The sequence below is a fragment of the Alcaligenes sp. Marseille-Q7550 genome, assembly GCF_965112015.1.
In genome coordinates this window covers 1,034,119-1,046,260 of sequence record NZ_CBCOPU010000002.1, presented here as the reverse complement: position 1 = coordinate 1,046,260, position 12,142 = coordinate 1,034,119, and the positions used below count along the sequence as shown (strand labels likewise).

General features: G+C 66.5%; 13 protein-coding genes and 1 riboswitch. Of the genes, 6 read left to right on the top strand and 7 right to left on the bottom strand.

Translation table 11 applies throughout. The features are described from left to right. The first annotated feature begins 141 nt into the window (after window positions 1–141). Window positions 142–1,410 (top strand): NAD(P)/FAD-dependent oxidoreductase, encoded by a 1,269-nt coding sequence (locus ACWPWO_RS14350; RefSeq protein ID WP_454007154.1) that lies wholly within the window; start codon window positions 142–144, stop codon window positions 1,408–1,410. Between the two features lie 76 nt (window positions 1,411–1,486). On the opposite strand, the gene ACWPWO_RS14345 is transcribed toward ACWPWO_RS14350, so the two are convergent. Together ACWPWO_RS14345 and ACWPWO_RS14340 are read right to left on the bottom strand one after the other, a co-directional pair. Next, window positions 1,487–1,981, bottom strand: a complete 495-nt coding sequence (locus tag ACWPWO_RS14345; protein WP_454007153.1) for a 6,7-dimethyl-8-ribityllumazine synthase — start codon at window positions 1,979–1,981, stop codon at window positions 1,487–1,489. Between the two features lie 100 nt (window positions 1,982–2,081). Continuing rightward, window positions 2,082–2,261, bottom strand: a riboswitch (FMN riboswitch). 72 nt (window positions 2,262–2,333) lie between these two features. Beyond that, on the bottom strand, window positions 2,334–3,242 hold the full coding sequence (locus ACWPWO_RS14340) for a methyltransferase domain-containing protein (RefSeq protein WP_454007152.1): 909 nt from the start codon (window positions 3,240–3,242) through the stop codon (window positions 2,334–2,336). An 82-nt stretch (window positions 3,243–3,324) separates the two neighbouring features. Between ACWPWO_RS14340 and ACWPWO_RS14335 the strand changes: the two genes are divergently transcribed. Further along, window positions 3,325–4,074, top strand: a complete 750-nt coding sequence (locus tag ACWPWO_RS14335; protein ID WP_454007151.1) for a ComF family protein — start codon at window positions 3,325–3,327, stop codon at window positions 4,072–4,074. Window positions 4,075–4,116: 42 nt separating this feature from the next. After that, entirely contained in the window at window positions 4,117–4,587 is a 471-nt protein-coding gene (locus ACWPWO_RS14330) for a tRNA (cytidine(34)-2'-O)-methyltransferase (RefSeq protein ID WP_454007150.1), read from the top strand. A 74-nt stretch (window positions 4,588–4,661) separates the two neighbouring features. Here ACWPWO_RS14330 and ACWPWO_RS14325 read toward each other — a convergent pair whose 3' ends face one another. The 5 genes from ACWPWO_RS14325 to ACWPWO_RS14305 all read right to left on the bottom strand — a co-directional run bounded on the left by ACWPWO_RS14325 (window position 4,662) and on the right by ACWPWO_RS14305 (window position 8,033). Further along, a complete protein-coding gene (locus ACWPWO_RS14325; RefSeq protein WP_454007149.1) occupies window positions 4,662–5,660 on the bottom strand; it encodes a Bug family tripartite tricarboxylate transporter substrate binding protein in 999 nt (332 codons plus the stop codon). 102 nt (window positions 5,661–5,762) lie between these two features. Continuing rightward, window positions 5,763–6,812, bottom strand: a complete 1,050-nt coding sequence (locus tag ACWPWO_RS14320) for an NAD(P)H-dependent glycerol-3-phosphate dehydrogenase (RefSeq protein WP_454007148.1) — start codon at window positions 6,810–6,812, stop codon at window positions 5,763–5,765. 2 nt (window positions 6,813–6,814) lie between these two features. After that, window positions 6,815–7,303, bottom strand: coding sequence for a protein-export chaperone SecB (secB, locus tag ACWPWO_RS14315; protein WP_454007147.1), 489 nt, complete (start codon window positions 7,301–7,303; stop codon window positions 6,815–6,817). A gap of 39 nt (window positions 7,304–7,342) precedes the next feature. Beyond that, a complete protein-coding gene (gene grxC, locus ACWPWO_RS14310; protein WP_394062131.1) occupies window positions 7,343–7,600 on the bottom strand; it encodes a glutaredoxin 3 in 258 nt (85 codons plus the stop codon). 22 nt (window positions 7,601–7,622) lie between these two features. Next, a complete protein-coding gene (locus ACWPWO_RS14305; protein ID WP_454007146.1) occupies window positions 7,623–8,033 on the bottom strand; it encodes a rhodanese-like domain-containing protein in 411 nt (136 codons plus the stop codon). Window positions 8,034–8,131: 98 nt separating this feature from the next. Here ACWPWO_RS14305 and gpmA point away from each other — a divergent pair, with 98 nt between their 5' ends. The 3 genes from gpmA (at window position 8,132) to ACWPWO_RS14290 (ending at window position 12,133) form a co-directional block, all read left to right on the top strand. Further along, a complete protein-coding gene (gene gpmA / locus ACWPWO_RS14300; protein ID WP_454007145.1) occupies window positions 8,132–8,881 on the top strand; it encodes a 2,3-diphosphoglycerate-dependent phosphoglycerate mutase in 750 nt (249 codons plus the stop codon). Continuing rightward, window positions 8,881–10,455 carry a murein hydrolase activator EnvC family protein gene (locus ACWPWO_RS14295; RefSeq protein ID WP_454007144.1) on the top strand — a complete coding sequence of 525 codons (1,575 nt, stop codon included), beginning with the start codon at window positions 8,881–8,883 and terminating at the stop codon, window positions 10,453–10,455. The genes gpmA and ACWPWO_RS14295 overlap by 1 nt, the downstream gene beginning before the upstream one ends. A gap of 169 nt (window positions 10,456–10,624) precedes the next feature. After that, entirely contained in the window at window positions 10,625–12,133 is a 1,509-nt protein-coding gene (locus ACWPWO_RS14290) for a S41 family peptidase (RefSeq protein WP_454007143.1), read from the top strand. Window positions 12,134–12,142 lie beyond the last annotated feature (9 nt).

Here is a 12,142-nt window from a genome sequence, read left to right as displayed (position 1 = left end):
GCTTTTCTTCTTTGGCGGCAGCGACGCCGGCGCGCTTAGAGACCGTGGGCATAAAGACATAACCTCTGTTTCGTTTTCCCCTTGATAGCGGGTGCTTAGAATGGTCCGGCGCCCCATCGCCTGCGCTTTTCCCGAGGATCCATGAGCACTACATCGACAACCATCCGCAAACATACCGTAGCAGTCATCGGCGCCGGCGCCGGCGGCGCGGCCGTGGCGGCCCGCCTGCGGCGCCAGCAGGCCGACCTGGACATCGCCGTGATCGATCCGTCCGAGCATCACGATTATCAGCCTGCCTGGACGCTGGTCGGCGGCGGCGCCTGCCGCGCCCAGGACACGCGCCGACCCCTGCGCGACTGTCTGCCCGCCACGGTGAACCACATCGCCCGGCGCGTGCTGCGGCTGCTGCCCGAGGAGAACCGGGTCGAGCTCGACGATGGTACGAGCGTCGCCTACGACTATCTGGTCGTGGCGGCCGGCATCCAGATCAACTGGGATGCCATCGAAGGCCTGGCCGAATCGCTGGGCAAGAACGGCGTCACCAGCAATTACCGCTATGACCTGGCTCCCTACACCTGGGAGCTGGTCCGGCAGTTCACGGGCGGCACGGCGATCTTCACGCAGCCGGCCGGCGCGGTGAAATGCCCGGGGGCGCCGCAAAAAGCCCTGTATCTGGCTGCCGATCATTTTCGGAGCCAGGGCGTACGGCCGCACAGCCTGCAGTTCCGCAGCGCCGGTCCCACGGTGTTCGGGGTGCCGTTCTATGCGCAGGCCCTGGAAAAGGTCATGGCGGCGTATGACGCCGACACCCGGTTCGGGCAGAATCTGGTGCAGGTGCGCGGCCAGGACAAGATAGCCGTGTTCGAGTCCGTGGTGGACGGACAGCCCGTACGGGAAGAAGTCGCCTATGACCTCCTGCACGTGGTGCCGCCGCAGTGCGCGCCGGACTTCATCCGCCAGAGCGCGCTGGCCGACGCCAACGGCTGGCTGGAGGTCGACAAGAATACGCTGCGCCATCCGCGCTACCCGAACGTGTTCGGCCTGGGAGACTGCACGTCCACGCCCAACAGCAAGACGGCTGCCGCCATCAAGAGCCAGGCCCCGGTGCTGGTCGGCAATCTGTTGAGCGCCTTGCGCGGTGGCGGGCAGGTGCATTCCTACGACGGCTACGCCGCCTGTCCCCTGACCACGTCCAGAGGCAAGGTGCTGCTGGCGGAGTTCACCTATGGCGGCACGGTCGCCCCGAGCCTGCCCCTGGATCCGCGTGTGCCCCGGCGCCTGTATTGGGGCCTGAAGCGCTCCTTCCTGCCCTGGTTTTATTGGAACGTCCTGATCAAGGGACGCAGCCTGCCTGTCATCGCTCACAAGCCGCGCCAATTCCAGGCCGGCGTGCCGACCGTCCAGCCCTGAGCCCGCATCTTGCGGATCCAGAAAAAAAGGAACCCCCTGGAGCAGGGCGGTTCCTTTTTTGTTCAGTAGCGCTGTCTCAGAGAGCGGGCGCGGCCAGCGGCATGGGCAGGGCCTGCAGCTTGGCCACGGTGTCCAGGCAGGTGCGGGCGGCTTCCTGGCCCTTGATCACGAAGTGGCGATGGAAATAGTCGTGGTGCTCACGGCCATCATGGAAGTGGTGCGGCGTCAGCACCACCGAGAACACGGGCACGCCGGTTTCCAGTTGCACCTGCATCAGGCCCTGGATGACGGCCGTGGCCACGAAGTCGTGGCGGTAGATGCCGCCATCGACGACCAGGCCGGCCGCCACCACGGCGGCGTATTGGCCCGATTGCGCCAGACGCTTGGCATGCAGGGGGATTTCAAACGCGCCGCCGACCTCGAAGCAGTCGATCTGCGCGGGATCCGGGCCCAGCGCGCGCACGTCGTCGACGAAGCCCTGGCGGGCCTGGTCCACGATGTCCTTGTGCCAGCATGCCTGGATGAAAGCGATACGGGGAGCCAGCTGGCTGGCGGGGGTGAAGCTGTTCATGATGATTTCCTGTTTCAAGACAACAAACAGGGCTTGCAGGAAGCAGGATAGGCAATCGGCCGACGCCGGACGCAGGCCCGGCGTGGTGGAGAGATCTGTATCCCGTTCTCTCTTCATCCGGACTGTTACCGTCGGCTCCGGAATCGCACCGGATCTGCTGTCCCCGGCCATGGGCCAGGCGCTCGCGGGCTAGGTCAAGAACCTGTTCAAGCATTTTTCATGAACAGGTTCCAGGGCCATTACCGCCGGTGGGGACTTGCACCCCGCCCTGAGAACGCAGCCGGCCATGGGGCCGGCCGAACAAGTTTACCTCTAAACAGATGGTTTGTCAGAAAGGGCCTGGCGCGCCGCCTCAGGGCTTGGGACGGCGGCCTATGGTGGAGATGGGCACGCTGACTTCGCCCTGCATGCCGCGCTGGCTGCGGGCGCGCCAGGCGTGGCCATAGGCCACTTCCAGGGTGAGGTGCAGCGTGCCGTCCATGTGGCGCTGTTTTTCCAGCGCCTGCAGCAGGCGCTGACGCCACTGCAGGCTGCTCAGGCCTGGCCTGCGGCCGATGTGCGGGTTGCCGCCCAGGATGCGCAGGTCGTCCAGCAGCTTTTCCGCGGTGCGATAGGTAAGGGTGATGATCTCTTGGTCCATCACGGGATCGGCGAAGCCGTTTTCCAGCAGCAGGTCGCCGAAGTCGTGCATGTCCACGAATTCCATGCTGTGCGTCCCCAGGTCGGCCTGGGTCATGGCGCTGCGCAGCTCGGCCAGAGACCCGGGGCCCAGGCACGAGAACATGACCAGCGTCTCGGGCTTGAGCAGGCGCCGCCATTCGGCCAGCACTCGATGCGGCTCGGGATGCCAGTGCAAAGCCATGTTGGACCAGATCAGCTCCTGGCTTTCGGCGGGCAGGCCGCTCTGGGCCAGATCCGCCTGCACCCAGCTGGCGGCCGGCGTGGGCTGGTTGCGCAAGCGTTGCCACAGACTGGGCTTGGATTGGTAGCGTTCGCGTGCGGTCTCCAGCAATCTGGCGCTGCGGTCCAATCCGACGTAGTTCATGTCTGGGTAGCGGGAGCGCAGCGGCTCGAGCGCGTGGCTGGCGCCGCAGCCGGCATCCAGGATGTGGGCCGGCTGCAGGCGTATCAGGGCCAGCCGGGAGAGCATGCGCTGGGCGACTTCCCCGTACAGGAACTGGGCCTGGTCCAGGGGCGCGCGACGGTCGAACTGCCGTTCGACGTGGACGGGATTGTCGGGCAGCGAGGGGAACCGGGCCATGTTTGCGCAAGTGGCGCTGGCGCGGATCCCGGTCTCGTGGTGTGATCAGGCCAGCGTATTTCCGTAAGGACAACAAGTTATTATGGCGCATCCCCCGCCGCCGCGCGACCTGCAACCCCTGGCCTTGTGGCGTCATTTTCCGGCCAGGCCCTGCCTGTTGTGCGGCTTGCGTTCGACGTCAGGCGCCTTGTGCGGGCTGTGCCGGCAGGTGCTGGGACCTCGTCCGGGCTGCGTGCGGTGCCCGCGCTGCGCGCTGGCCCTGCCGCCCCTGGCGCTGCTGGCCTGTCCTGATTGCGGCGCCGGGCAGGTATCGCTGTGCTCCACGGTGGCGGCTTTCGATTACGAACACCCTGGCGACATGCTTATCCATGGGCTTAAAATTTCGCATCAGCTGGAGGTCGCACCGGCCTTGGCCGAACTGATGGTCGATCAGTGGCGGCGCTGCGGCCCCGGCCTGGGCGCCGATGCCTGGGTGATCCCCGTTCCGCCCAGGCCGCAGGCCCTGCGCCGCCGCGGCTTCAGCCCCAGCGCCGTGCTGGCGCGGCGGGTCGCTCGTCTGCTGGGCCTGCGGATGCGGCCCGGGGTCGTGCGCTGGGCGGGAGCCCGGGACCTCGCCCAGAAGCGGCTGGGCAGGCAGGCGCGCCGCGCCGCCATGCGCGCCGCTTTCGTGGCCGGAGACGAGCTGCGGGGCCGGGAGCTGCTGCTGGTGGACGATGTCCTTACCACGGGCGCTACGCTCGATGCATTGGCCCGGGCCTGCCGGACTGCGGGAGCGCGGTCGGTCCACGCCCTGGTGGCGGCCCGCGCTCCCTGGACCGTGGCTGTACCGTAAATCATGCCTGGCCGCTTTGGCGGCGTTTTTTCTGGATGCTTCATGTTTCATATCGTGCTGGTCTCACCCGAAATCCCTCCCAATACGGGCAATGTCATCCGCCTGGCCGCCAATACCGGCAGCGTGCTGCATCTGGTGCGGCCCCTGGGTTTCGAGCTGGAGGACAGCAAGCTTCGGCGCGCCGGCCTGGACTACCATGAATGGGCGCAGGTGCGCGTGCACGATGACCTGCAAGAAGCCCTGCAGGCCACGGGCGCGGCGCCGGGCCGCTGTTTCGCCCTGACCACGCGGGGCAGCCGCCTGATCGGCGAGTCATCCTTCCGACCGGGCGATGCTTTCGTGTTCGGCCGCGAAACCGCGGGACTGTCCGCCGAGCAACTGGACCTGTTCGCGCCGGAGCAGCGTATCCGCCTGCCCATGAGGGCCGGCCAGCGCAGCCTGAACCTGTCCAATGCCGTGGCGGTCTGCGTCTTCGAGGCCTGGCGCCAGGCCGGCTATGACGGGGGCGTATGAACGGCGAACCTGACCGGCGCTCATGAAAAAAGCCGCTTCCCGGGAAGCGGCTTTTTCGTCTGAGGGACCGGCGCTTATTCCAGCGACAGTTTCAGGCGCTCGATCACGGCGTCCCAGCGGGCCTTGTCGGAGATGACTTTGTCCGTCATTGCCTGGGGCGTGGACGGTTCGGACGAAAAATAGAAGGCGTTGAGCTTGGCCTTGATGTCCTCGCGCTGCAGGATGGCGGTGACTTCCTTGTTCAGGCGGGCCACCACGTCCTCGGGCGTATTGCTGGGCACGAAGAAGGCGTCCCAGGAGATGGCCTCGAAATTGTCCAGTCCGGCCTCGACCATGGTTTCCAGGCCGGGCAGCAGCTCGCTGGGCTGCAGCGAGGTGATGGCCAGAGCCTTGACCTTGCCGGCCTGCACCTGCGGCATGGCGATGCCCGGCACCATGAAGGCGGCGTCGATGTCGCCGGCGATGATGGCGGTCAGGATCTGTGGAAAGCCCGAGTAGGGGATCTGCTCCAGCTTGATGCCGGTGGCGTGCTCGAGCATGGCCATGGCCAGGTGGGCGGAGCTGCCGGGCCCTACTGTGCCGTAGTTGAGCGCGCCGGGGCGGGATTTGGCCAGTTCGATGAATTCCTGGACGCTGTTGGCGGGTGAGTCGGCCGGAACCACCAGCACGTTAGGGCTGGTGCCTATCATGGAGATGGCTTGCAGGTCCTTGAGGGGATCGTAGCCCAGCGTGGTCTTGTACAGAGTGGGAGCGGTCACCATGGGGCCGTTGATGGTCAGCAGCAGGGTGTAGCCGTCCGGTTTGGCGTGCGCCACGAAACGGGTGCCAATGTTGCCGCCCGCGCCCGGGCGGTTGTCCACGATGACGGGTTGGCCCAGGGCCTGCGCCAGCGGCTCGGAGATGGCGCGCGCCAGCGCATCCGGAGAGGAGCCGGCCGGGAAGGGCACGACCATCTGGATGGGGCGCTCGGGCCAGCTGGACTGGGCCGACGCCGAGGCGGCCGTCAGGCCGGCGCAGGCCAGGCCCAGCAGGGATTGGGACATCAAGCGGCGGAAGCGTGCTAGCAATGACATGGTTCGGATTCAAAAAATAAGTACGGGTTCGCCCTTGGGCGCAAGGAGAGGGCTCGCGGCCCTGTCGGCGCAGCCGTGGACGGGCGGCGCCACGATGGGTGTTCAGCTGCTTTCCTGCTTGGCCTCGCGCGCCAGCAGTTCGCTGACCGCCTGGCGGGGCGGGAGTTGGTGAAAGAGGATCTGGCAAACCGCTTCGGTGATGGGCAGGTCGACGTGATGGGCTCGGCCCATGGCCAGCGCCGCGCTGGCGCAGCGCACGCCTTCGGCGGTGATGCCGGTGGCCAGGATGCTGTCCAGGCTTTGGCCGGCGCCCAGCGCCAGGCCGACCTGGCGGTTGCGCGACAGCTCGCCGGTGGCGGTCAGGACCAGGTCGCCCAGCCCGGTCAGGCCGGAGAAGGTTTCCGCCTGGCCGCCCAGGGCCACGCCCAGGCGCTGCATCTCGGCCAGGCCGCGCGTGATCAGGGCTGCGCGGGCATTGTGTCCCAGGCCCAGCGCATCGGCGATGCCGCAGGCGATGGCCATGATGTTCTTCAGGGCGCCGCCCACTTCCACGCCTATGATGTCGCTGCTGGTATAGAGCCGCGCCTGGGTGCCGTGCAGCGCGTCCAGGGCCACATGAGCCATGGCGGCGGGCTCGCTGGCCAGCGTCAGGGCCACGGGCAGCCCCTTGGCTACTTCCAGTGCGAACGAGGGGCCCGAGAGCACGGCGCGCCCCAGCCAGGCATGGCCCGGCAGGTTCTGTTGCGCGATCTGGTGCGGCAGCAGCCCGCTTTCATGCTGGAAGCCCTTGCAGGTCCAGACCACCAGCACGGGCTGGCGGCGTTCGGCGGGCAGGTGGCGCGACAGGTCCTGGCAGGTCTGGGCCAGGCCGCGCACCGGCACGCCCAGGATGATCAGCGCAGGCGCGGCATCGTCGTCCAGCACGAAGGCCATGGCCTGCGAAAGCTGGTCGGTGGCCTGCAGGTTCTGCGGCAGGGCGAGCCCGGGCAGATAGTGTTCGTTGCGGTGCCGGGTGTTGATCTCCTGCGCCGTGGCAGGGTTGCGCGCCCACACCAGGGTGGGGGCCTGGGCGCAGGCCAGGGCGGCCAGCGCCGTTCCCCAACTGCCCGCGCCCAGGACGGCGACGCGAGGGGTGGTGCGCGCTTGCGGCACGATCAGGCCTGCAGGGGCTGGTTGCCGGACTGTTCAGCGCCTTGCGCCAGACGCTGCTCGTACAGGGACTGGAAGTTCACTTCCGTCAGATGGAGCGGGGGCAGGGACGTGCGATTGATGGCATCGGCCACGGCGGCGCGCAGGTAGGGGTAGAGCATGGTCGGGCACACGATGCCCAGCAGCGGGTCGAGTTGATCGGCGGGGATGTTGGCGGCTTCGAAGATGCCGGCCTGGGTGGTCTCCACCAGGTACATGACCTTGTCGCCGATACGGGTGGTCACGGTGGCGGTCACCGTGCTTTCGTAGACCGTGTCGGCCAGGCGCTGGCCGCCGACATTGATGGACACTTCAACGGTGGGGGCCTCCTGCTCCAGGAAGATCTGGGGAGCATTGGGCATTTCGATGGACATGTCCTTGATGTAGGTGCGCTGCAGGCTGAAGCTGGGTTGCGCTTCCTGGTCGGCAGCGGTCTGGGTGTTCTGGTCGGCCATGGTGGGTCCTATGGGGTGAGAGAGTGGTAAGTAAAAGAATCAGGCGGAAAGCAGCGGCAGCAGGCCGCCTTCGCGGTCCAGGGCGGCCAGGTCGTCGTAACCGCCGACGTGGGTGTCGCCGATATAGATCTGGGGCACGGTGCGTCGGCCGGTGCGTTCCATCATGATGGCGCGCTGCTCGGGCTCGCGGTCGATCAGGATCTTGTCGATCTCGGTCACGCCGCGCTGCTTGAGCAGCATTTCGGCGCGCACGCAGTATGGGCACACCATCGTGGAGTACATCGTTACTTTTGCCATGAGTACCTCGTGGAGCGTTGGCTTACGATTTTTTGACGGGCAGGCTGGCCTGCATCCAGGCCTGGATGCCGCCTTCCAGCGTGTAGACTTCCTGCAGGCCGTGCTTGCGCAGCACGGCCACGCTGCGCGGAGCGCTGCGGCCGGTGTCGCACACCAGGATGACGGGCTTGTCCTTGGGCAGGCTGGCGGCCTTGGCGTCCAGGTCGGCGGCGGGGATGTTGCGGGACTGCGCAATGGCGGCGGCCTTGAACTGGTCGGCGCTGCGCAGGTCGATCAGCACGGCCTCTTTCTGGTTTACCATCTGTACCGCTTCGGCGGTTGAAACGGCCCGTCCGGCACGGCCTTTGAAAAAGCTGGGCATTAACAGCATAATGCCGGCAACCAGCGCAATTGCTAAAATTAGAAGATTATTCTGACTTAATATGAAGTCCACGTTAAATCCTGTTGAGTGCCAAGAAAAACAAGAAAAAAGGGCGGGATCACACGATTATAGAGTGGCGCCGATTTTTCAACCTCGAGGCTGTTTTTACCATGTATAAACTTGTACTGATGCGACACGGCGAAAGCCAATGGAACCGGGAAAACCGGTTCACCGGCTGGACCGACGTCGATCTTACCGAAACCGGGCGCCAACAGGCAAAGCAGGCAGGTGAGCTGCTCAAGGAAAACGGCTATGAGTTCGACCTGGCTTTCGCGTCGGTACTCAAGCGCGCCATCCGTACGCTGTGGATCGCCCTGGATTCCATGGACGCCATGCACACGCCCGTAGGACTGAGCTGGCGCCTGAACGAACGCCATTATGGTGCTTTGCAGGGCTTAAATAAAGCCGAAACCGCACAAAAATACGGCGAGGACCAGGTGCTGGTCTGGCGTCGCGCCTACGCCATCGCTCCCGATCCGGTGGGCGAGGACGACCCGCGCATTCCGCGGTTCGACCGCCGCTACGCGCGCGTGCCGGCCGAACAGCTGCCGCGCACAGAATGCCTGAAGGACACGGTCGCCCGCGTGGTGCCGTTCTGGGAGGAGTCCATCGCGCCCGCCATCCGCTCGGGCCGCCGCGTGCTGGTCACGGCTCATGGCAACAGCCTGCGCGCCCTGATCAAGCACCTGGACGGCATCTCGGACGAGGACATCGTCCACCTGAACATCCCCACCGGTCAGCCGCTGGTTTATGAACTGGACGAGAACCTGCGTCCCATCCGTCATTACTACCTGGGCGACCAGGAAGCCATCCAGGCCCAGATGCAGGCCGTGGCCAACCAGGGCAAGGCCCATCAGTAATGCGGCGCGCCGGCTTCTGCCTGCTGCTGGCTGTCTGGGCCCTGCCGGCCCTGGCCGCCGACCCTGACCTGACCGCGCGCCAGGCCCAGGCACAGAAGCAGCAGGCGGAGCTGCGCCAGAAGATCGACGCGCTGCGCAAGTCCATCGACAGCAGCGAGGGTTCGCGCCGGGACGCCGCAAGCGCCCTGCGCGAATCCGAACAGGCCATCTCCGACATAGACCGCCGCCTGGCGCAACTGGAGCGGCGCCAGGAGGAACTGCACGGGCAGCTCCAGGTCCTGGGCCGGCAGATCGCCGAGCAGCAGGCCCTCAAGGCCCGGCGCCAGCAGGAGCTGGCCGAGCAGCTGCGCACGCAATATGCGAACGGCGTCTCGCCCTGGGCCGCCCTGCTGTCGGGCGACGACCCCAACGCCATCAATCGCGAACTGCATTACCTGGGCTATGTGTCGCGCCAGCAGACCGAACAGGTCCACAAGGTGCGGCGCACCGTCGAACGGCTGGACCGCCTCCAGCAGCAGCTTGCGGCGCGCGAGAAAGAACAGCAGCAACTGGCGGCCGAGGCCGAGGAGCAGAAGGCGGCCCTGGAAGAACAGAAGGACAAGCGCGCCAAGGTGCTGGCCGACATCAGCGCCGAGCTGGATCGCCAGCGCGGGGAAGCTTCGCGCTTGCAGCAGAACGACAGACGACTGGGCGAGCTGATCTCCGGCCTGGAGGTGGAGATCGCCCGCCAGGCGGAGCTGGCGCGCAAGGCCGAGGAACAGCGCCGGCGTGAGGCCGCCAGACGCGCTGAGGAGGCTCGCCGCGCCGAGCTGGCGCGCCAGGAGGCGCAGCGTCGCAAGGCGCGCGAGGAGCAGGCCGCCCGCGAACAGGCGCGCCTGGAACGGGAGCGCGAATTGCTGGAGCGCGCACGCGCCACCCAGCCCGCGCCGCTTCCCGCGCCGCCGCGCAGCCCATCCGCCGCGCCGGAGCCGGAAGCGCCGCCAGCGGCACCTCCGCCAGCGGCACCTCCGCCATCCACTTATCGGCCGCCCGCCGAGCACGAGCGCCTGCTGTCCGACAGCCTGGATGCGCCGTCCGAGCCCAGCCCGGCCATCAGCAGGCCGGAGCGGCCGGCGGTGCCCGAAGTCGAAGCCGTACCGGAGGAGCCGGCGCAGGCCCAGCCCGCCGTGGAGCCCGAAGGCGGGTTCCGGGGAATGGCCCGGGGCCTGCCGTACCCGGTGCGCGGCCAGGTGCAGGGCGAGTTCGGCGCCGCGCGCCCCGACGGCGGCATCTGGCGCGGCATCGTGCTGCGCGCCAACGCCGGCACGCCGGTGCGCGCCGTGGCCCCCGGCCGGGTGGTATTCGCCAACTGGATGTCGGGCTTCGGCAACCTGCTCATCATCGACCATGGCCGAGACTACCTGAGCGTCTACGCCTACAACCAGAGCACGCTCAAGCAGGTGGGCGACATCGTGGGGCGCGGCGAGGCGGTGGCCCGCGTGGGCGCGACCGGCGGGCAGGTGGAACCCGGCCTGTATTTCGAATTGCGCCACCAGGGCAAGCCCATCAATCCGCAAGTCTGGCTCGGCCAGTAAGATCGTAAACAGGTTCCAAGCGCCGCGCACCCGTCTGCGACACGGTAAATTTGCATTGGTTATCAACGGACAGGCTGCTAGTATGGCTTTTTGGGCTACTCTATAATGCTTGGGCGGGCCGACAGGAACATCCCGGCCCAGTCTTGAATCTGAATTAATGGGAATGTGCATGGGCACTCGAAGGTTTGGCAGCATCGGTCTGGTGGCAGCAGGCGCCGTGGGCGGCATTTTGATCAGCCTGGGCATTACCGCAGCCGCCCAGCGTGGCGAGCCCTTGCCGTTGCGCGAACTGCAGCAGTTCGCCAATGTGTTTGCCGCCATCAAGAATACATACGTGGAGCCCCTGTCCGACCAGGCCCTGATCAACAATGCGATCAAGGGCATGTTCAATGATCTGGATCCGCACTCGGCCTACCTGGACGCCGACGCCTTCAAGGAAATGGAAGCCATGACCCAGGGCGGCTTCGGCGGCCTGGGCATCGAGATCGGCAGCGAGGACGGCATGCCCAAGGTGATCTCCCCCATCGAGGATACTCCGGCCGCGCGCGCCGGCATCCTGGCGGGCGACATCATCACGCACATCAATGGCAAGCCCACCAAGGACATGACGCTGAACGACGCCATCAAGCAGATGCGCGGCGAACCCAAGACGTCCATCAAGCTGACCATCCGTCGTGCCGGACGTGAAAAACCCATTGAATTCCAGCTCGTGCGCGACTTGATCAAGGTGCGCAGCGTACGCTCTAAGATGCTGCCCGGCGATGTGGCCTACGTGCGCATCGCCCAGTTCCAGGAACGCACCGCGGCCGACCTGATCAAGCAACTGGCCACCGTCAACAAGGGCGCCGGCGCGCCCAAGGGGCTGGTCATCGACCTGCGCAACGACCCGGGCGGCCTGCTCGAGAGCGCCATCGGCGTGTCTTCGGCCTTCCTGGAGCCCGGCACCCTGGTGGTGTCCACCAAGGGCCGCATTCCCTCGTCCAACCGCGAGTACTACGTCAAGCCCATGCAGTCCGTTCTGGGCGAGCTGGATGCCGACGCCGACATCCTCAAGCAGGTCGACTGGCTCAAGAAGGTGCCCGTTGTGGTGCTGGTGAACGTGGGTTCGGCCTCGGCGTCCGAGATCGTGGCCGGCGCCCTGCAGGACCACAAGCGCGCCACCATCATCGGCAATCGCACTTTCGGCAAGGGTTCCGTGCAGAGCGTGGTGCCCCTGTCCGATGATGCCGGCCTGAAGCTGACCACCGCCCTGTACTACACGCCCAGCGGCCGCTCCATCCAGGTGACCGGCGTGGAACCGGACGTGGTGGTGGACGACACCGCCCCGGGCAACCTGTTCCGCCTGCCGCGTGAAGTGGACCTGAAGCGTCATCTGCTCAACAGCAAGGTGGACGAGGAGGCCGACGGCGCCAAGGACGAAGTAGCCTTGAACCCTGACCTCAAGATGTTCGAGTTCGGCGGGGACGACGACTTCCAGTTGCAGCAGGCGCTCAATCAACTGGCGGGCCGCCCCGTCAAGAAGAACGACCCCGCCAAGGTGGCGGCCGCCAAGCAGGCGGCCCAGGACGCCAAGGCCGGTGAAGAGGCCGCTGCTGAAAAAAAAAGTCCGCTGAGTGATCAACCGCGCATCGAGCGCTTCCGCATCACGCCCAAGGGCGTGGAGCCGGTGACGCCCTGATCGCGAGCG